This is a genomic window from Streptomyces sp. NPDC050504, from assembly GCF_044458065.1.
GTDB lineage: Bacteria > Actinomycetota > Actinomycetes > Streptomycetales > Streptomycetaceae > Streptomyces.
Genome location: NZ_JBITHO010000007.1, coordinates 442,817 through 460,062 on the forward strand (window position 1 = coordinate 442,817; position 17,246 = coordinate 460,062).

The 17,246-nt window shown below is 74.0% G+C and carries 15 protein-coding genes; 5 read left to right on the forward strand and 10 right to left on the reverse strand.

Annotation, left to right across the window (positions count from 1 at the left end; genetic code table 11):
• Nucleotides 1-39: 39 nt before the first annotated feature.
• A complete protein-coding gene (locus tag ACIBNE_RS27880) occupies nucleotides 40-1,218 on the reverse strand; it encodes an acyl-CoA dehydrogenase family protein (RefSeq protein ID WP_399276200.1) in 1,179 nt (392 codons plus the stop codon).
• Nucleotides 1,219-1,286: 68 nt separating this feature from the next.
• Nucleotides 1,287-2,906, reverse strand: a complete 1,620-nt coding sequence (locus ACIBNE_RS27885) for an MFS transporter (protein ID WP_399276202.1) — start codon at nucleotides 2,904-2,906, stop codon at nucleotides 1,287-1,289.
• A gap of 450 nt (nucleotides 2,907-3,356) precedes the next feature.
• Here ACIBNE_RS27885 and ACIBNE_RS27890 point away from each other — a divergent pair, with 450 nt between their 5' ends.
• Entirely contained in the window at nucleotides 3,357-4,337 is a 981-nt protein-coding gene (locus ACIBNE_RS27890; protein ID WP_399276204.1) for a phosphatase PAP2 family protein, read from the forward strand.
• Between the two features lie 182 nt (nucleotides 4,338-4,519).
• Here ACIBNE_RS27890 and ACIBNE_RS27895 read toward each other — a convergent pair whose 3' ends face one another.
• Nucleotides 4,520-4,735, reverse strand: coding sequence for an I78 family peptidase inhibitor (locus ACIBNE_RS27895; protein ID WP_399276206.1), 216 nt, complete (start codon nucleotides 4,733-4,735; stop codon nucleotides 4,520-4,522).
• Between the two features lie 484 nt (nucleotides 4,736-5,219).
• Here ACIBNE_RS27895 and ctaD point away from each other — a divergent pair, with 484 nt between their 5' ends.
• A complete protein-coding gene (gene ctaD / locus ACIBNE_RS27900; RefSeq protein WP_399276208.1) occupies nucleotides 5,220-6,977 on the forward strand; it encodes a cytochrome c oxidase subunit I in 1,758 nt (585 codons plus the stop codon).
• On the opposite strand, the gene ACIBNE_RS27905 is transcribed toward ctaD, so the two are convergent.
• The 5 genes from ACIBNE_RS27905 to ACIBNE_RS27925 all read right to left on the reverse strand — a co-directional run bounded on the left by ACIBNE_RS27905 (nucleotide 6,937) and on the right by ACIBNE_RS27925 (nucleotide 11,964).
• The gene (locus ACIBNE_RS27905; protein WP_399276210.1) at nucleotides 6,937-7,896 is read right to left on the reverse strand and encodes a helix-turn-helix transcriptional regulator; all 960 of its coding nucleotides are present in this window, start codon (nucleotides 7,894-7,896) and stop codon (nucleotides 6,937-6,939) included. The two genes, ctaD and ACIBNE_RS27905, sit on opposite strands and share 41 nt — an antisense overlap.
• Nucleotides 7,897-7,907: 11 nt before the next feature.
• Nucleotides 7,908-8,738, reverse strand: a complete 831-nt coding sequence (locus ACIBNE_RS27910; protein ID WP_399276212.1) for a hypothetical protein — start codon at nucleotides 8,736-8,738, stop codon at nucleotides 7,908-7,910.
• Nucleotides 8,739-8,742: 4 nt separating this feature from the next.
• Entirely contained in the window at nucleotides 8,743-10,020 is a 1,278-nt protein-coding gene (locus ACIBNE_RS27915; RefSeq protein WP_399276214.1) for a glycosyltransferase, read from the reverse strand.
• A 68-nt stretch (nucleotides 10,021-10,088) separates the two neighbouring features.
• Nucleotides 10,089-11,453, reverse strand: a complete 1,365-nt coding sequence (locus tag ACIBNE_RS27920) for an ABC transporter substrate-binding protein (RefSeq protein ID WP_399276216.1) — start codon at nucleotides 11,451-11,453, stop codon at nucleotides 10,089-10,091.
• Nucleotides 11,431-11,964, reverse strand: coding sequence for a hypothetical protein (locus tag ACIBNE_RS27925; RefSeq protein WP_399276218.1), 534 nt, complete (start codon nucleotides 11,962-11,964; stop codon nucleotides 11,431-11,433). Before ACIBNE_RS27925 ends, ACIBNE_RS27920 begins: the two co-directional genes overlap by 23 nt.
• Before the next feature lie 104 nt (nucleotides 11,965-12,068).
• Here ACIBNE_RS27925 and ACIBNE_RS27930 point away from each other — a divergent pair, with 104 nt between their 5' ends.
• The 3 genes from ACIBNE_RS27930 to ACIBNE_RS27940 are packed head-to-tail and all read left to right on the forward strand — an operon-like array spanning nucleotide 12,069 to nucleotide 15,815.
• Nucleotides 12,069-12,476: a hypothetical protein gene (locus ACIBNE_RS27930; RefSeq protein ID WP_399276220.1), complete on the forward strand. Its 408-nt coding sequence runs from the start codon at nucleotides 12,069-12,071 to the stop codon at nucleotides 12,474-12,476.
• A gap of 4 nt (nucleotides 12,477-12,480) precedes the next feature.
• On the forward strand, nucleotides 12,481-15,090 hold the full coding sequence (locus ACIBNE_RS27935; RefSeq protein WP_399276221.1) for an ATP-binding cassette domain-containing protein: 2,610 nt from the start codon (nucleotides 12,481-12,483) through the stop codon (nucleotides 15,088-15,090).
• The gene (locus ACIBNE_RS27940) at nucleotides 15,087-15,815 is read left to right on the forward strand and encodes an ABC transporter ATP-binding protein (RefSeq protein ID WP_399276223.1); all 729 of its coding nucleotides are present in this window, start codon (nucleotides 15,087-15,089) and stop codon (nucleotides 15,813-15,815) included. Before ACIBNE_RS27935 ends, ACIBNE_RS27940 begins: the two co-directional genes overlap by 4 nt.
• Here the strand turns inward: ACIBNE_RS27940 and ACIBNE_RS27945 are convergent.
• Together ACIBNE_RS27945 and ACIBNE_RS27950 are read right to left on the reverse strand one after the other, a co-directional pair.
• Nucleotides 15,784-16,341: a transglycosylase family protein gene (locus ACIBNE_RS27945; protein WP_399276225.1), complete on the reverse strand. Its 558-nt coding sequence runs from the start codon at nucleotides 16,339-16,341 to the stop codon at nucleotides 15,784-15,786. The genes ACIBNE_RS27940 and ACIBNE_RS27945 overlap by 32 nt on opposite strands.
• A 104-nt stretch (nucleotides 16,342-16,445) precedes the next feature.
• On the reverse strand, nucleotides 16,446-17,126 hold the full coding sequence (locus ACIBNE_RS27950) for a transglycosylase family protein (protein WP_399276227.1): 681 nt from the start codon (nucleotides 17,124-17,126) through the stop codon (nucleotides 16,446-16,448).
• Nucleotides 17,127-17,246 lie beyond the last annotated feature (120 nt).

Genomic DNA, 17,246 nt, shown 5'->3' on the forward strand with positions numbered 1-17,246 from the left:
GGCGCTCACCGGCCCCGTCCGGTCCGCCGGGAGCCCGGCCTACCGGAACGCGTCGAGACCGGTGAGCGCCTTGCCCAGCACCAGCTGGTGCATCTCCACGGTGCCCTCGTAGGTGAGCACCGACTCCAGGTTGGTGGCGTGCCGCATCACCGGGTACTCCAGCGAGATTCCGTTGGCGCCCAGGATCGTGCGCGAGGTGCGGCAGATCTCGATCGCCTCCCGCACGTTGTTGAGCTTGCCGAAGCTGACCTGCTCGGGGCGGAGCTTCCCGGCGTCCAGCCGCCGCCCGAGGTGGTGGGCGAGCAGGATCCCCTTGTGCAGCTCGACGGCCATGTCGGCGAGCTTGGCCTGGGTGAGCTGGAAGCCGCCGATCGGCCTGCCGAACTGCTCGCGGCCCTTGGCGTAGTCGAGCGCGGCCTCGAAGGAGGCGCGGGCCGCTCCCATGGCGCCCCAGACGATGCCGTAGCGGGCGTGGCTGAGACAGCTCAGCGGGCCCTTGAGGCCGGTGACCCCGGGGAGCACGGCGTCGGCGGGCAGCCGTACGTCGTCCAGGACCAGCTCGCTGGTGACGCTCGCCCGCAGCGACCACTTGTGCTTGATCTCGGGCGCCGAGAAGCCGGGCGCGTCGGTCGGCACGGCGAAGCCCCTGATGCCCCCGTCGGTCTGCGCCCAGACGACGGCGACCCCGGCCACCGAGCCGTTGGTGATCCACATCTTGCGGCCGTTGAGCACCCAGTCGGTGCCGTCCCGCTTCGCGTGCGTGCGCATGGCCGCCGGGTCCGAGCCGACGTCGGGCTCGGTCAGGCCGAAGCAGCCGATGGTCTCGCCCGCCGCCATGGACGGCAGCCAGCGCCGCTTCTGCTCCTCGGAGCCGTACTTCCAGATCGCGTACATGGCGAGCGAGCCCTGCACGGAGACCAGCGAGCGGATGCCGGAGTCGGCGGCCTCCAGCTCCAGGCAGGCCAGGCCGTACTGGACGGCGGTGGCGCCCGCGCAGCCGTACCCGGTCAGGGACATGCCGAGCGCGCCGATGGCGCCGAGCTCGCGGGCCAGCTCCCGGACGCCGGGCAGCTCGCCGCTCTCGTACCAGTCGGCGATGTGCGGCAGGACGCGGTCGGCGGCCCAGGACCGGACGGTGTCGCGGATCGCGAGGTCCTCGGGGTCGAGGAGGTCGTCGATGCCGAGCGGGTCTACGGGATCGAACGGTGCAGCGGACATGGCAGGTCCTCCGGCTGGCCCAGGTAAAACTAACAGCGCTAGTTAAGGTGTCGCGCCGACGTTACGGGTCAGTGTGCCGCGCGTCCAGACCCGGCGGACTCCACCGGCTCGCGGCAGACCGGGACCCTGGCCGCCTCCTCCTCGTCGGGCGCGCCGTCCATGCCGCGCGGCAGCCGCAGCGCCGCCAGCGCGCCGAGCAGCAGCAGCCCCGCGCTGACCAGCAGCGTCACGTGCAGCCCCGTGACGAAGGACTCGCGCGCCGTGGTGCGCAGCACGTCCCCGAGCGCCCCGCCGAGCCGGTCCGCCTCCTGGTACGCCTCGCCCAGCGAGTTGGCCGCCGCGTCCCGCGCCGCGGCCGGGACGCCGGAGTCCGGCACGTCCGCGAGGCCCGGCGCGTAGGCGGCGTTCATGACGCTGCCGAGCAGTGCGATGCCCATGCCCGCGCCCAGCTGGTAGGAGGTCTCGCCGATCGCGGCGGCGCCGCCCGCGGCCTCGGCGGGGGCCTCGCTCAGCATCGACTCGTACGCGCCGAACAGCGTCGTCTGGAGCCCGAAGCCGAGCAGCAGGAAACCGGTCGTGAGCAGGGCGGGGCGGTCCTGCTGGCCCATCAGCGTCAGCAGCAGCACGGCCGCCGCGGTCAGCACGAAGCCCCAGCCGACCATCCGGCGCGGGCCGACGCGGGCCAGGGTGTACGAGCCGCTGGCGCCCGCCGCCATGGCGGCGAAGGTCAGCGGCAGCAGCCGCAGACCGGTCTCCAGCGGGCTCAGCCCGAGGACGAGCTGGAGGTACTGGACGGCGATCAGCTCCAGGCCGACCAGGGCCAGCATGGCGAGCACGATGCAGCCGACGGAGGTGGTGAAGGCGGGCCGGGCGAACATCCGCATGTCGATCAGCGGATGGCTGCGGCGCTTCTGCCGCGCGACGAACAGGACCAGCAGCGCGGCGCCCGCCAGCAGCGGCAGGGCCGTCGCGGCGGCCAGCGGCTCGCCCGCGCCCGCGCGCTTCACGCCGAGGACCACGCCGAGCACGCCGAAGGCGGCCATCAGCGCGCCGAACACGTCCCAGGGGCCGTCGGTGTCGCCGGTCGACTCGGGGAGCAGCAGCCGGCCCAGCGGCAGGGCGAGGACCATCAGCGGGATGTTGATGAGGAAGACCGAGCCCCACCAGAAGTGCTCGACGAGGAAGCCGCCGAGCACCGGACCCGTGGCGGCGCCCACGGCGGCGACCGCGGTCCAGATGCCGATCGCGGTGGCCCGCTCGCGCCGGTCGGGGAAGACCGCGCGGAGGATGGAGAGCGTCGCCGGCATGATCATCGCGCCGCCGACGCCGAGCAGGGCGCGCGCCGCGATCAGCACGCCGGGCGTTTCGGCCAGCGCGGCGATCGCGGAGGCGACGCCGAAGAGCGCGTAGCCCAGGAGCAGGACGCGGCGGCGCCCGACGCGGTCGCCGAGGGTGCCGAAGAGGATCAGCAGCGCGGCACAGACCAGGGGGTAGGCGTCGACGATCCAGAGCAGCGCGGTGGAGCTGGGGCGCAGGTCCTCGGTGACCGACGGCATGGCGACGTGCAGCACGGTCGCGTCGAGTGCGACCAGCAGGAGGCTCACGCAGAGGACGACGAGGACGACCCAGCGGTTGGCACCGCCGCCGACGGCCCGTCTGGGCGCCCCGGCCGTGGTCGTCCCGGACATGCAGGTACCTCCAGTGAATCCCGTGAATCCCGGTCGATCCGCGACCTCTCCGGGTCGGCGTGCCGGCGCCCGTCAGCAGTGTGACCGGGGAGCATGAGCGTACGCGAGGTGGCACGTGTGAAGGGTGGCCCACCTCTCATGACGCGAGGTGGCGGCATGTGGCGTGCGCCACGGCGCGCCTTCGGAAATGATCTTGCCGGGGTCGTTTCCGGACCGTCGGCGAGCCGTTCGGGACCGGTCCGCTCTCCGGCTCCCGGCCGCCCGGAAGAATTCCCCGGCATTCAAAGCGGCTCTCCGGACGACCCGTCCCGGCAATAGGGCACAAGGTCCTCGAACGCCGGGAATTGGCCGGGAATAAAGCGGGCTCTGAGACCGACTCCACATCACGTGGTCATCACAAAGCCGCCGGATCGGCCTGGCCCGTCACTCACTCGCTGTAACGTCGATTGGGTGCGTACCGACATCTTTGCCCGACTGGACCGGGAGCCGGAGCCGCCGAAGATAGAGATCCCGCGGATGAGTCGTCACCGCATCGCTCTCTTCGGCGGCACGTTGGCGTTCTACGTCGCCATCGTCGTGCTCGTGCTGGTCTCCTCCTGGCTGGTGGCGCTGGACTGGAAGGTCATGCTCTTCCGGCCGTACCAGCAGTGGCCGGAGCTGCACGCCTTCCTCGACTACTTCGTGGTGCTCGGCCAGCGCGGCCCGACCGCCGTGATGGTGGCGGCCTGGCTCGGCTGGCGCTCCTGGCGGCAGCACACCCTGCGGCCGCTGATCACGCTCGCCGTCGCCCTGCTGCTGCTGAACGTCACGGTGGGCGCGGTCAAGATCGGCCTGGGCCGCCTCGGCCCGCACTACGCCACCCAGATCGGCTCGGCCGAGATGTTCGCGGGCGGCGATATATTCCCCTCGGGCCACACCGCCAACGCCGTCGTGACCTGGGGAATCCTCGCCTATCTGGCAGCCACCCCGCGCACCAGGCGCTATCTGTCGGCGGTCTCCGCCGCGGTCTCGCTGGGGGTCGGACTCACCACCGTCTACCTCGGCACGCACTGGCTGAGCGACGTGCTGCTCGGCTGGGCCGCCGGTCTGCTGATCATGCTCGGCCTGCCCTGGTGCGAGCCGCTGATCGCGCGCATCGAAGCCTGGATCTTCGCGGTGCGCGCCCGGCTGCGGGACCGGCACGGGCTCGTGCCCGCGGCACCGGTCGCGGTGGGCGGTCCGGTCCCCGTGATGGTGCCGCAGCGCCTGCCGGGCGCCGAAGGCGAGGTGCCGGGCCGCGAACCGGAGACGGTGGGCGCCGGCGGCCGGGCGGGCGCGGGCAGCTCGGTCGGGGTGCGCCAGCGGGCGTTCGCGGCGCGCGCCGAGCGGGCGCCGATCCCCTCCGCGGGCAGCCGCAGGCCGCCGCACTCGCGACCGCTGACGGGCGGCTGAGGTCAAGCGGGCGGCCACGGCCGCCGGGCCCGGCCGAACGGCGCCGGGCCGCCCCGAGAACCGCGGGGGCGGTACGCACAACCCCTCCCCGCACGGCGACGGCCCCGACATCGCGTCGGGGCCGTCGCCATGTCCGGGCCTGCGCTTCGTACGGCCGGGCCTGCGCTTCGTACGGCCGCGCCTCAGCCCGACCAGCACCGGGTGACGCGCCCCGCTTCGACCTCGAAGTTCAGCCTGCCCTCCAGGAACTCCATCGTGATCATCGCGCCCGGCGGCAGCGCCCTGACGGTGGACCAGCCGCGCGCCCTGGCCAGCTCCTCGGCGGCGCTCGCGTCGAGGCCGACGTAGGCGTCGGGGGCGTCGTCGGGCCGGGCGGACGGGGTCGGTATGGGTGCCATACGACCCACCGTAGGCGGGCGCGGACGGTAACGGAAGGCCGGGGTCCGGAGCTCCGACGACACCCCCACGTTCCCCACCTGTCACGCTTGTGTCACAGGATCACGACACGTGTTTGGGGCCGACTTCTTCACTCGTACGTGCAGTTCGACTCACCCGCACCGGTAATTCGACCGCACGGGAAGGCAATTCGAGACAGCCTGTGCGAATTCATTCGAAGGGCCGTCCGGGGACGCCCCATTGGGCTCCCGCATTCCCGGCAATCGGAATTTCCGGACAGCTTGAAGGGTCTCAGTCAATTCATGGCTTCCGCACAGGTTCCGGGCCGTTTCCGCCGCCCGGAGCCGTATCGCCCGCGACGGCACCCTGTCGGAGCGGGCGCCGCACGAGCATCATGTCTTGAGCCCGCACCACGCACGGCACATCCCGCACGGCACATCCCGCACAGCACGGCCCGAGGCGCACGCAGGCAGCGAGGGGGCAGCGATGGGGACCCAGACCGCGGAGGCGAAGGCCCGCCCCGCGCCGCCGCGGCGGCCCGGACGGCTCGTGGTGGACTGGCTGACGACCACCGACCACAAGAAGATCGGCCACCTCTACCTCATCACGTCCTTCGCGTTCTTCCTGATCGCCGGGCTGATGGCGCTGATGATGCGCGCCGAGCTGGCCCGCCCCGGGCTCCAGCTGATGAGCAACAACGAGTTCAACCAGGCGTTCACGATGCACGGCACGATCATGCTGCTGCTCTTCGCGACGCCGACCTTCGCGGGCTTCGCCAACGAGATCATGCCGCTCCAGATCGGCTCGCCCGACGTCGCCTTCCCGCGCCTGAACATGCTCTCGTACTGGCTGTTCCTCCTGGGCGGCCTGATCGTGCTCGGATCGCTCCTGGTGCCGGGCGGCCCCGCGAACTTCGGCTGGTTCGCCTACGCCCCGCTCAACTCCATGGTCCGCTCCCCCGGCATCGGCGCCGACATGTGGATCATGGGCCTCGCGCTCTCCGGCTTCGGCACCATCCTCGGCGCGGTCAACTTCCTGACCACCATCATCGGGATGCGCGCGCCCGGCATGACGATGTTCCGGATGCCGATCTTCACCTGGAACGTGCTCTTCACCTCGATCCTCGTCCTGGTCGCCTTCCCGGTGCTCGCGGCGGCGCTGCTGGTCCTGGAGGCGGACCGGCGCTTCGGGTCGGTGGTCTTCGAGGCGGAGTTCGGCGGGGCGCTGCTGTGGCAGCACCTGTTCTGGTTCTTCGGCCATCCCGAGGTCTACATCATCGCGCTGCCGTTCTTCGGGATCGTCACGGAGATCATCCCGGTCTTCGCCCGCAAGCCGATCTTCGGCTACCTCACCCTGGTCGGCGCGACCATGGCCATCACCGGCCTGTCGGTGGTCGTCTGGGCGCACCACATGTTCGCCACCGGGGCCGTGCTGCTGCCGTTCTTCTCCTTCATGTCCTTCCTGATCGCGGTCCCGACCGGGGTGAAGTTCTTCAACTGGACGGGCACGATGCTCAAGGGGTCGCTGAGCTTCGAGACGCCGATGCTGTGGGCGGTCGGCTTCCTGGTGTCGTTCCTCTTCGGCGGGCTCACCGGCGTCATCCTGGCCTCGCCGCCGCTGGACTTCCACGTCACGGACTCGTACTTCGTCGTGGCGCACTTCCACTACGTGGTGTTCGGGACGGTGGTCTTCGCGACGTTCGGCGGCTTCTACTTCTGGTGGCCGAAGTTCACCGGCAAGATGCTGGACGAGCGGCTCGGCAAGATCCAGTTCTGGACGCTCTTCGTCGGCTTCCACACCACCTTCCTGGTCCAGCACTGGCTGGGCGCGGAGGGGATGCCCCGGCGGTACGCGGACTACCTGGACGCGGACGGGTTCACCGTGCTCAACACCGTCTCCACGATCGGCGCCTTCCTGCTCGGCCTGTCCACGCTGCCGTTCCTCTACAACGTCTGGAAGACCGCGAAGTACGGCGAGAAGGTCGGCATGGACGACCCGTGGGGCTACGGCCGCTCGCTGGAGTGGGCGACGTCCTGTCCGCCGCCGCGGCACAACTTCCTGACGCTGCCCAGGATCCGCTCCGAGTCGCCCGCCTTCGACCTGCACCATCCGGAGTACGCGGCGCTGCGGCAGCCGGGCGACCAGCTCGGCGAGGTCAAGGGTGAGAGCGAGGTCAAGGGCGAGGTCAAGGGCGAGAGCGAGGTCAGGGAAGGGCCCGGGACAGACGGTCCCGCATCCGTCTGACGTGCTCGGTCAGCTCGGGCGGCTCGACCACCTCGAAGTCGACGCCCAGCAGCAGGACGTGGAGCACCATCACGTCCATGCTGGTCGCCCCCGCGTGCAGCAGGCAGGTGTGCTCGTCGACCGGTTCGAGCACCCCGTCGGACGGGCCGACGAACGCCCCGGCGGCCTCGGCCGAGGTGTGCAGCCGCACCACCGCCTGCGCCGCGTACCCGCGCGTGGACACGCCCTTGGAGACGTACGCCGCCAGGTCGTCGGCGGGCGGGGTGCGCGGCTCGAAGCGCGGGCCGTGCGGCGGCTTGGGGGCGATGCGGTCCACCCGGAACGTGCGCCAGTCGGCGCGGTCGACGTCCCAGGCGACCAGGTACCAACGGTGCTCGGTGCAGACCAGGCGGTGCGGTTCCACGGTGCGGCGGCTGACGGCGCCGCCGTGGTCGCGGTACTCGAAGCGCAGCCGCTCGGCGTCCCGGCAGACGCCCGCCAGCTCGGTCAGGACGGCCGGGTCGACGGCGTTCCCGCGGCCGCTCCTGAACATCGGCACGGTGAACGCGTTGAGCGCGCCCACCCTGCGGCGCAGCCGGTTCGGCAGCACCTGTTCCAGCTTCGCCAGGGCGCGTACGGAGGTCTCGCCGATGCCCTCGATGCCCTGGCCCGCGGCGGTGCGCAGGCCGACCGCGACGGCCACCGCCTCCTCGTCGTCCAGGAGCAGCGGCGGCAGCTCGGCGCCCGCGCCGAGCTGGTAGCCGCCGCCCGTGCCGGGGCTGGCGTTGACCGGGTAGCCCAGCTCGCGCAGCCGGTCGACGTCGCGGCGCACCGTGCGGGGCGTGACGCCGAGCCGGTCGGCGAGGTCGGCCCCCGACCACTCGCGGTGGGCCTGGAGCAGTGAGAGCAGGCGCAGCAGCCGCGCCGACGTCTCCAGCATGAGGCAGTGTCCTAGGCGGGCTTGGCGGGCTTCACGGGCTTCGGCGGGTCGAGCTGGACGCAGAGGTCGTTGTCCGCGGTGTACCAGGGGTTGGCGGTGAAGCCCTTGCCGCTCTGCCTGGGGTAGACGAAGACGTTCCGCTTGTCCCAGACGTCGTCGAGGATCCGCGCTATCCGCACGGCGGGCCCGGTGTCGCCCCTGGGCAGCAGCCACATCTGCCACAGCAGCGCCTTCTCGGCGGGGTGCGGCGTCAGCTCCGCGTACGGCACGGTGCAGGAGAACGCCGGGCCCACGACCGAGGCGGTGAACCGGTGCACGGCCGTGCCGCCGCCCCGCACGCGCGCCTCGACGACCGCGCCGCGCCCCATCTCGGCGCCGTACAGCACCCCTTCGAAGGTGACGGACCCCGGCGCGAAGCCGAGGTCGCCCGCCTCCGCGTGCGGCCCGCGCAGCCAGCTGCGCACCACGAGGCCGCCGTCGGCCGCGGGGTACGGGACGCGGACCACGACCGGGTCGACGGAGCCCGGCGCCCGGTCGACGAGGGCGCGCAGGTCCCGGACGCCGGCCTCGACGGGCCGCCCGTCGGCGGTGTGCGCGGCCCAGCGGCCCTCGGCCAGCTCGACCGTGCTCGGCAGGACCGCGCGCAGCCGGCCGCGGCCCGCGGGGGTGAGCGGCAGCCGTACGTCGGTGCCCGCCGTGCCCTTCTGCGGCGAGAGGACGAGGACCGGGCGGTACGGTCCCCCGTCGGTCAGGTCGCGGTCGGGCAGGTCGAAGGTGACGCCGCCCGCGGAGTCGGCGACGCAGTCGGCGCGGGGCGCCCGGCTCTGGGTGTCGGTGGTCATGGCGTCACTTTCCCTTGCGGATCGCGTCGGCGGCCTTGTAGCGCAGGCCGTACGCCCCGTCGAGCACCGCGCCGCGCGTCTTGTGCAGTCCGGTGCGCAGGGCGCCCCTGGAGCGGCTGTTGGCGCCCTTCTCGACCAGCTCCCTGAAGAGCGCCTCGTGCCGCTCGGCGATGCGCACGGGGTCGAAGCGGGTCGAGGCGTCGAGGGCGGCGCGGCCCATGGCGCGGCGCCGCGCGTCGTCCTCGATCAGGCCCAGCAGGGCGTCGCCGACGGCGTCCGGGTCGCCGACGGGGACGAGGAGGCCGTCCATGCCGTCGGAGATGATCTCGCCGGGTCCGTGCGGGCAGTCGGTCGCGACGACCGGCAGGCCGCAGCGCATCGCCTCGACGATGGTCATGCCGAAGGACTCGCGGTCGGAGGTGACGGCGGCGATGGAGCCCTTGGGCCACTCGGGCTCGATGGGGTTGGCCGCGCCCATCAGGAAGACGTGGTTGTGCAGGCCCAGCTCGGCGATCCTGGCGTGCAGGGCGTTCTTCTCGTTGCCGGTCGCGTCCCCGGTGCCGTAGATCCGCAGGCGCCAGTCGGGGCGGGCGGCGACGACCTTGGCGAAGGCGTCGACCAGCAGGTCGTACCGCTTGACGCGGGTGAGCCGACCGGCCGCGACGACCCACTTGCTGCTGCCGTCGGCGGGCGGGACGGACGGGACGGGGACGCTGTTGGGGATGGCGTCGACGCGCACGCCGGGCAGCTTGAGGCGGGTGCGGTAGGAGCGGGCGTCGGCCTCGGTGACGGTGGTCAGCGCGTCCAGCAGGGCGTAGCGGTGGCTGATCTCGCGGCGCAGCCGGTAGCCGTGGTTGTCCAGCGTCAGGTGCTCCTGGCCGACCCGGACGACGCCGCGGCGGGTCTGGCGGGTGAGGTGGACGTTGATGCCGGGGCGGGTGCCGACGACGACGTCGGCCTCCAGGCCCTTGAGGTGGTCGCCGATGCGGACGTCGGTGAGGCGGCTGTACTGCCGGTGCCGGCCGTCGCCGCGCGGGAAGACCTTGGCGGGCAGGGCGTGCTCGGGGTCGGCCGCGTCGTTGGTGGGGCTGCCCTTGCGGAGGTCGACGAGGTGCTTCAGCGTCACGCCGGGGGGCGCGCCGAGGCTGGGCTGGTCGCGGTGCCGGAAGACCGAGACGATCTCCACGTCGTGCCGCTCGGCCAGGGTCTGGGCGAGGTTGAACGTCGTCCGGATCGTCCCGCCGATGCCGTACGCGTTGTGGAGCAGGAAAGAGATGTGCATGCGCCGCCGCGTCCCCCTGGGATTCCGTCTTCTCCAGGGGAGGGTACTTGGCCGCGCCGACATCGCCCTCACGAGGGCGCGTAGGGCAGCTGGGGGACGTCGAAACAGTTGGTGTCCATGTCGCCGCCCTGGTTGACCCACCCCCTTCCGTCCTGCCAGCGGGCGACGGACAGGCAGGTGCGGCGGGTCGCGGGCGGCGCGGCGCGGCTCTCGTACGAGACGGGCAGGAGCAGTCCGCGCGCGGTGTAGGGGGTGGGGCGGTTCAGGTACGCCTCGACGCACGCGCGCGTGGGGCCGGTGCCGTCCGGACGGGCGCAGGAGCGGGCCGCGTCGGTGAACCACATGGCGGCCGCCCAGCCCTCCAGCTGCCACTGGGAGAGGTGCTTCGCGCCCTTCATCGCCGTGCGAAAGGCGCGGACGGCGGGGTGGCCGGTGTCGTCGTAGTTGCGGCTGGAGCCGGTCACCCACAAGGAGTCGCGGCAGCGCGGCGCCGCCTTGTAGTCGTCGGCGACGGACGAGGACCAGTTCTGCACGTTGGTGACCTTGGCGGTGACCGAGGCGCCGACCGCGTCCATCGCCTCGCAGAGCCGGGCGTTCCCGTGGCCGTCGAGGGCGTCGAAGACGAGGTCGGCCCCCCGGTCCTTGAGGTCGGCCGCGACGGCGCGGAAGTTGGGGAGCGCGAAGTCGACCTGCTCGGTGACGACCTCGTAGCCCTCGCGCTCAAGGCCGCGCACGACGAGACGGGCGTACGCGGCGGACGCGGCCTGGTTGTAGGAGACGACGGCTGCGGTACGGGCCCCCTGTTCGCGCTTGAAGTAGCGGTACACCTCCGTCCCTCCGTACAGCGTGCCGTTCCAGCCGGGCTTCCCTCCGGTGCGCGGGGCGAGGCTGCCGTAGATCCCGTACAGGTGCGGATACGTGTCGTAGGCGGGTCCGATGGGCTGGCCGCCCACGTCGGGGACGCCCGCCCGCGCGACGAGGGGGGCGCCCGCGTAGTCGAGGGAGGCGGTGGCGACGAGCGCGAAGACCTTCTTCTCTTCGAGCAGTTCGTGCACGCACTCGTTGTTGCCGATGCCGCTGCCGCCGTCGTCGCAGGTGTGCACCTCGACGCGGCGGCCCGCTATGCCGCCCCGCTCGTTGAGCGCGTCGAAGTAGGCGCGGGCGCCGTCGCGCGGCCCGGTGAAGGCGTCGCCGCCGACGGGGCTGGTGGCGCTGGTGACGATGCCGATCCGCAGCGGCCCGGCCGCGGGGGCCGTGGGCGCGGGGCGCCGGTCGTCCTCGAAGTCGCTCTCGGGCAGGCGGCTGCCGCAGGCGGCGGTCAGCAGGAGCAGCGCGGCAAGCGCGGGGCGGCGAAGGGGCGCGCGCCGTGCGGTGCGTCCGTACGTACGGGGACGCGCCCGCCGCGTCCGTTCAGCAGCCCGGCGCCGCCGCATTGCCGCTCATCTCGACCAGTGCGCAGAGCGTCTTGACCGAGACCTTCCAGGTGCCGTCCTGGAGGACCGACACGCCCTTGCTGCCGGGCAGCGCGGTGGCCTTGCCGACCATGAGGTCGTACGTGACGGCCGCCTCGGTCGCCGAGGTGAACGCCACGCCCGTCACCCTGGCCGAGGACTGCCCCGCGTTCGGGTCGCCGCCGAACGCCTTGAGGAGCAGGCCCAGTTCGTCGCCGTTCTCCAGGACGTCGGCCTTCTGCGCGGTGGTCGCCTTCGCGTCGAAGAACGTCGCCCAGTTCTCGCGGATCCGCGCCTCGGCCGCCGTCCGGTCGGCGGGGGCCGCGCCGTCCGTGGGGGCGCCGTCCGTAGGGGCGGCGGTCGCGGTGGGGGCGGCCTTCGTGGGGCTCTTGCCGTCCCCGCCGCCTCCCCCGTCGTCCGAGCAGCCGGTGAGGGCCGCGCAGAACAGCAGGGCGACGACTGTCGCGCGTTGTGCGTGCCTGCCGAGAACCATCTGGCCCACCACCGACTCGACGCTCCGACGCTTCCGGGGTACGTCCCCAGGGGGCATAGTGCAGTCAATCGCCGCGGAAGAACAGGGGACGGGGGCGGGGCCTCATGGGGGCACGCGCACTGCTGTGGGGCGGGCTCGCCGCCGCGGCCTGCGGCGCCGTCCTGTCGGTGCTCGGCTGGTACGGGATCTCCGGAGAGCGCTTCGCCGAGCGCCAGCTGCCCTATCTCGCCTCCTGCACGGTGCCCGGCGCCGCGCTCGTGGTGGCGGGCGCCGTCCTGCTGTCCCGGCTGCCCGAGCGGCCGTCGCCGGATGCGGCAGGCGCGGCGTACGCGGATCCCGCGCCGGACGCGGCGCCCTTCCGCGCGGTCTCCACCGACCCGCCCCTTCGGGTGCCCGGAGGGACGCTCGCCCACCGCCCCGACTGTCCGCTGGTGACGGGCAAGCCGCACGCCGTACCGGTCGGGCCCGGGGACGCGCCGAACGCCTGCCCCGTGTGCGAACCCGAGCTGTGACCGGGTGTCCTCACTGACGTACGACCTCACCCTGGCCGGGCTCGCGGTGGGCAGCGCCGCCGCGCTCACCGGGATCGGGCTGGTCGTCACGTACCGCGCGACGGGCGTGCTCAACCTGGCGCACGGCGCGGTGGCGGTGGTGTGCGCCTACGTGCTGCGGGAGCTGGCCGTGGAGCGGGGCTGGCCGCTGCCGTGGGCGGCGTGCGCCACGCTGCTGGTCGTGGCGCCCGGGATCGGGCTGCTGCTGGACCGGGCCGTCTTCCGGCCGCTGGCCGTGGCGGGCGCCGACCCCGCGCGGACGCTGGTCGCGTCGATCGGGGTGTTCGTCCTGCTGGTGGGCGCCGCGACGCTGCTGTGGGGCACGGGGGCACGGGCGGACGCCCCGCTGCTGCTCTCCGGCGATCCGTGGGCCCAGCTGGGCGCCGTGCTGGCGCTGGCGCTGCTGGTGGCGGCCGCGACCCGGTGGACGCGGACCGGGCGGGAGCTGCGGGCCGTCGTGGACAACCGGGAACTGGCCGCGCTGGGCGGCACGGACGCGGACCGGGTGGCGGCGGTGGGCTGGGCGTTCGGCTCGTTCACCGCGGGGCTCACGGGCGTCCTGCTGGCCCCGCTGCTGCGGCTGGATCCGTACGGGCTGCCGCTGCTGGTGGTGGAGGTGATCGCGGTCGCGGTGATCGCCCGCATGCGGAGCGTCTCGGTGGCGGTGGGCGCGGCGCTCCTGCTGGGCGTGGCGCAGGCGCAGCTGACCCGGCTGCGTCCCTCCGGGAGGTTCGAGCGGTTCGAACCGCTGGTGCAGGCGGTCGGCGCGAACCTCTTCGTGGTGGCGCTGCTGGTGGCGGCGCTGGTGCTGCCGGGGGTGGGCGAGCGGGACACGCTGCCGCGCGGTGCGGTTCCGGCGGTGCGGGTGCCGCGTGCGGTGTGGCTGGTGGCGGGCATCCTGTTCCTGCTGCCGCTGGGGTTCGCGGGCTCGGACCTGCACACGTCCGTGCAAGTCCCGGCCATGGCGCTGATCCTGCTGTCCCTGTCCGTGGTGACCGGGCGCGGCGGCCAGATCGCGCTCGGACAGGCGGCGTACGCGGGCCTCGGCGCGCTCTTCACCGCACTGCTCGCGGCGGGCCGCTTCCCCGGTGTCCCCGCGGTCCCCGAACTCCTCGCCCTCGGGCTGGCCGCCCTGCTGGTCGCCCCGCTGGGCCTGCTGACCGGCTGGCCCGCGATACGGCGGCACGGCCTGGCGCTCGCGCTGGTGACGCTCGGGGTGGGCGTGGTGGTGAGCCGATTCGTCTTCGCCCAGCCGTACGCGACGGCGGGCCTCGGCCTCGAACGCCCCGCCGGGTTCGCGGGCGACCGCGCGTACTACGTCCTGGAACTGGCGCTCCTCGCCTGCTGTCTGCTCCTGGTCGCGGCGCTGCGCGGGGGCCGTACCGGCAGGGCGCTCGCCGCGCTGCGCGACCACGAGGCGGGGGCGGCGGCAGCGGGCGTGCCCGTCGCGTCCCTGAAGCTCCTCGCCTTCACGCTCGGCGCGGCGCTGGCGGCGCTCGGCGGGGGCCTGCTGAGCACGGGCGTACGGGCCTTCGACCCGGCGGCGTACGACCCGGTGCGGGGGCTGCTCTGGTTCGCCACCGCGGTGGTCCTGGGCGCGGACACCCTCCTGGGCGCGCTCGCGGGCGCGGCGCTGCTGGTGGGCCTCGACGCGGGGGCGGGCGCGGCGATCGTCGGCGCTGCGGCGGCGAGCGCGGGGCGTGTGCGGTGGGGCGGGCACGGGCGCGTCGACCGGGGCACCGCCGCCCGGGGCGGGCGCCGCCTGCGGCGCGACCCCCTCCCCGCCCCTTCCCGGAAACCTGCCGGTGGCCGGGCGGGCGGGCGCGGCGCGCGCCCCACTCCCGCGCGGCTCCCCGCGCCCCTGAAGCGGCGGGCTGTCCCCGCCCCGGGCAACTGGCGCCCCACCGGGACCGCCCGCCCCGCCCCCACCCTCCGCGCCACCGCCCTCCGCCACGCGTACGGCGCCCGCACCACCCTCGACGGCGTCACCCTCACCCTCGACCCCGGCCGCATCACCGCCCTCACGGGCCCCAACGGCGCGGGCAAGAGCACCCTCTTCCACTGCCTCTGCGGCACCCTGTGCCCCGACGCGGGCCGCGTCACCCTGGACGGCGCCGACATCACCCGGCTCCCCCCGCACGCCCGCACCCGCCTCGGCATCGCCCGTACGTTCCAACAGATCGCCGTCTTCCCGTCCCTGACGGTCGAGGAGAACATCGTGCTCGGCGCCGAACAGCGCGGCGGGAACCGAAGGGGCGCCCTCGCCGACGTCGAGCCCGTCCTGCGCCTCCTCCAGCTCCACGGCCCCGTCAGGCACCACCCGGCATCCGGCCTCCCCACCGGCACCCTGCGCCTCGTCGAGCTGGGGCGGGCGCTCGCCGGGCAGCCACACACCCTGCTGCTCGACGAGCCCGCGGCCGGGCTCGACTCCGCCGAAGTCGCCCGCCTCGCACGCGTGCTCCGCGCCCTCGCGGCGGACGGCACCGCGATCCTGCTGGTCGAGCACGACCTCGACCTCGTCGCCGACCTCGCGGACACCGTGCACGCCCTCCAAGAGGGGCGGCTCGTCCCATGACCGTGGAGCTGGAGCTGCGCGCCGCCCGGGTCCGCTACGGCCCCCTGGAGGCCCTGCACGGCGTGGACCTCCTCGTCCCCGCCGCCGCCCTGACCGTGCTGACGGGCCGCAACGGCTCCGGCCGCACCACCGTGCTGCGCGCCCTCGCCGGAGCCGTACCGCTCGCGCACGGACGCGTCCTGTGGCGCGGCGAGGACGTGACGCGCCTCCCGGCCCACGCCCGCGCCCGCCGCGGCCTCGCCCACGTGCCGGCCGAACGCGCCACGTACGAGGGGCTGTCCGTCGCCGAGAACCTCGAACTCGCCGCCCGCGACGGCGACCCGCGCCCGGCCCTGGACGCCTATCCCCCGCTGCGCGCCCTCCTGCGCCGCCGTGCGGGCACCCTGTCCGGCGGTGAGCAGCGGATGCTGGCCGTCTCCCGCGCCCTGCTCACGCGCGCCCGCGTCCTGCTCCTGGACGAGCCGGTGCGGGGCATGTCCCCGTCCGTCGCGGACCGTACGTACGCACTGCTGCGCGACAGCGGCGCGGCCGTGGTCACCGCCGAACAGCGGCTGCCGTCCCGTCTCGACGTCCACCGGAGCGGAGCGCCGGTCCTGGTGTACGAACTGCGCAGGGGCGCGGTCGTGTTCCGGGGCGAGCCCGGCGAGCCCTCCCCGGAACCCGCCCCGGAGTCCCACGGGCGGCCCCGCGGGGTCAGACCAGCGCCCGGCGGACGGCCGGAATGACCAGCCTGGTCCCGATGTCCAGCCGGTCGGGCTGGGAGCCGATCACGCCCTTGTTGGCCTTGTAGAGCGCCTGCCAGCCGCCCTTGACCCGGTACTTGCGGGCGATCGACGTGAGCGTGTCGCCCGACCGTACGGTGTGGTACCTGACCCCCAGGTTGTACTTCTTCGAGCAGACCGGCCACGCGTTCCAGCCCTGCGTGCGCAGCACCCTCTCGGCGATCTTGATCTGCTCGTCCTTGGTGGCGAGGTCGGCGCGCGGCGCGTACTTCAGGCCACCGTGCTCCTCCCAGGTGGGCTGCCAGAACTGGAGGCCGCCGTAGTAGCCGTTGCCGGTGTTGACGGACCACCGGCCGCTGCTCTCGCACTCGGCGAGGCACTCCCACGGCCAGTTGCTCGCCGCGCAGTCGTACGCGACGGCCCCCCGGGCCGTCTGCCCGTCCGTCGCGGCCCGTGCGGTGAGGCCCGGGGAGGCGAGTGCGAGCAGGAGGGCCAGCGTCGTCGCGGGCCGAATATGGGATTTACGCATCGGATCACGCTAAGCAGCCGGGCCCGCCGCACCGCCGTTGGCGCGCGGTGCGGCGGGCCCGACCACCCGGTCGGCCGTCCGGTCGGCCGTCCGGAGCCGCGCGCTCAGAGGTCGAGCCGCTGCCCCGGCAGGATCCAGTCGGGATCGGCGCCCACGACCGCCCTGTTGGCGGCGTACAGCGCCCGCCAGGTGGTGCCGTGGGCCACGGCGATGGAGCTCAGGGTGTCGCCGCTGCGGACGGTGTAGTCCCCGGCCCCGCCGCCCCGGCCGTTCCGGCCCTTGTGAACCTGCCGGCCCTTCTCGCCGTTCGCGCCGCTCCTGTGGTCCCGGTCGGCCCGCGGGGCGGATGCGGGAGCCGAGGGCGTCTTCGCCGTCGTCCTCGGCTCCCGCGGCGCCGCGGCCGCGGGCGCGCTTCCGTGCGCCCCCGCCCGCGCCGAACAGCTCGGCCAGGCGCCCCAGCCCTGGGCCCGCTGGACCTTGGCCGCGACGGCGATCTGCTGCGCCTTCGAGGCCCTGTCGGCCGTCGACGCGTAGGCCCCTCCGCCGTACGCACGCCAGGTCGACGCGGAGAACTGCAGCCCTCCGTAGTAGCCGTTGCCCGTGTTGATGTGCCAGTTTCCGCCGCTCTCGCACCGCGCGATGCGGTCCCACACCCCGCCGTCCGCGGCCCGTGCCTCTCCGGGGCCCGCGGCGAGCAGGGCGAGCGGGGCGACCAGTGCGGCCCCGACGAGCGCTGCCGTCTCACGCGTACGACGTGTTCTCAGGGAACAGGGAAGCGCGAACATCAAAACCCTCTCGAAGGGCCCGGGGTCCCCCGGCGGTGGGGGGGGGGGGGGGCGGGCCGCCGGGGGGGGCCCCCCCCCCCCCCCCCCCCCCCCCCGGGGCCCCGCCGCGCGGGGCCCGGG

Bases quoted from the DNA above. Each gene is read 5' to 3' on its own strand.
- ACIBNE_RS27950 (WP_399276227.1), bottom strand. From the start codon at position 17,126: ATGTTCGCGCTTCCCTGTTCCCTGAGAACACGTCGTACGCGTGAGACG.
- ACIBNE_RS27920 (WP_399276216.1), bottom strand. From the start codon at position 11,453: ATGCGGCGGCGCCGGGCTGCTGAACGGACGCGGCGGGCGCGTCCCCGT.
- ACIBNE_RS27945 (WP_399276225.1), bottom strand. From the start codon at position 16,341: ATGCGTAAATCCCATATTCGGCCCGCGACGACGCTGGCCCTCCTGCTC.
- ACIBNE_RS27895 (WP_399276206.1), bottom strand. From the start codon at position 4,735: ATGGCACCCATACCGACCCCGTCCGCCCGGCCCGACGACGCCCCCGAC.
- ACIBNE_RS27925 (WP_399276218.1), bottom strand. From the start codon at position 11,964: ATGGTTCTCGGCAGGCACGCACAACGCGCGACAGTCGTCGCCCTGCTG.
- ACIBNE_RS27905 (WP_399276210.1), bottom strand. From the start codon at position 7,896: ATGCTGGAGACGTCGGCGCGGCTGCTGCGCCTGCTCTCACTGCTCCAG.
- ACIBNE_RS27940 (WP_399276223.1), top strand. From the start codon at position 15,087: ATGACCGTGGAGCTGGAGCTGCGCGCCGCCCGGGTCCGCTACGGCCCC.
- ACIBNE_RS27885 (WP_399276202.1), bottom strand. From the start codon at position 2,906: ATGTCCGGGACGACCACGGCCGGGGCGCCCAGACGGGCCGTCGGCGGC.
- ACIBNE_RS27880 (WP_399276200.1), bottom strand. From the start codon at position 1,218: ATGTCCGCTGCACCGTTCGATCCCGTAGACCCGCTCGGCATCGACGAC.
- ACIBNE_RS27915 (WP_399276214.1), bottom strand. From the start codon at position 10,020: ATGCACATCTCTTTCCTGCTCCACAACGCGTACGGCATCGGCGGGACG.
- ctaD (WP_399276208.1), top strand. From the start codon at position 5,220: ATGGGGACCCAGACCGCGGAGGCGAAGGCCCGCCCCGCGCCGCCGCGG.
- ACIBNE_RS27910 (WP_399276212.1), bottom strand. From the start codon at position 8,738: ATGACCACCGACACCCAGAGCCGGGCGCCCCGCGCCGACTGCGTCGCC.
- ACIBNE_RS27930 (WP_399276220.1), top strand. From the start codon at position 12,069: ATGGGGGCACGCGCACTGCTGTGGGGCGGGCTCGCCGCCGCGGCCTGC.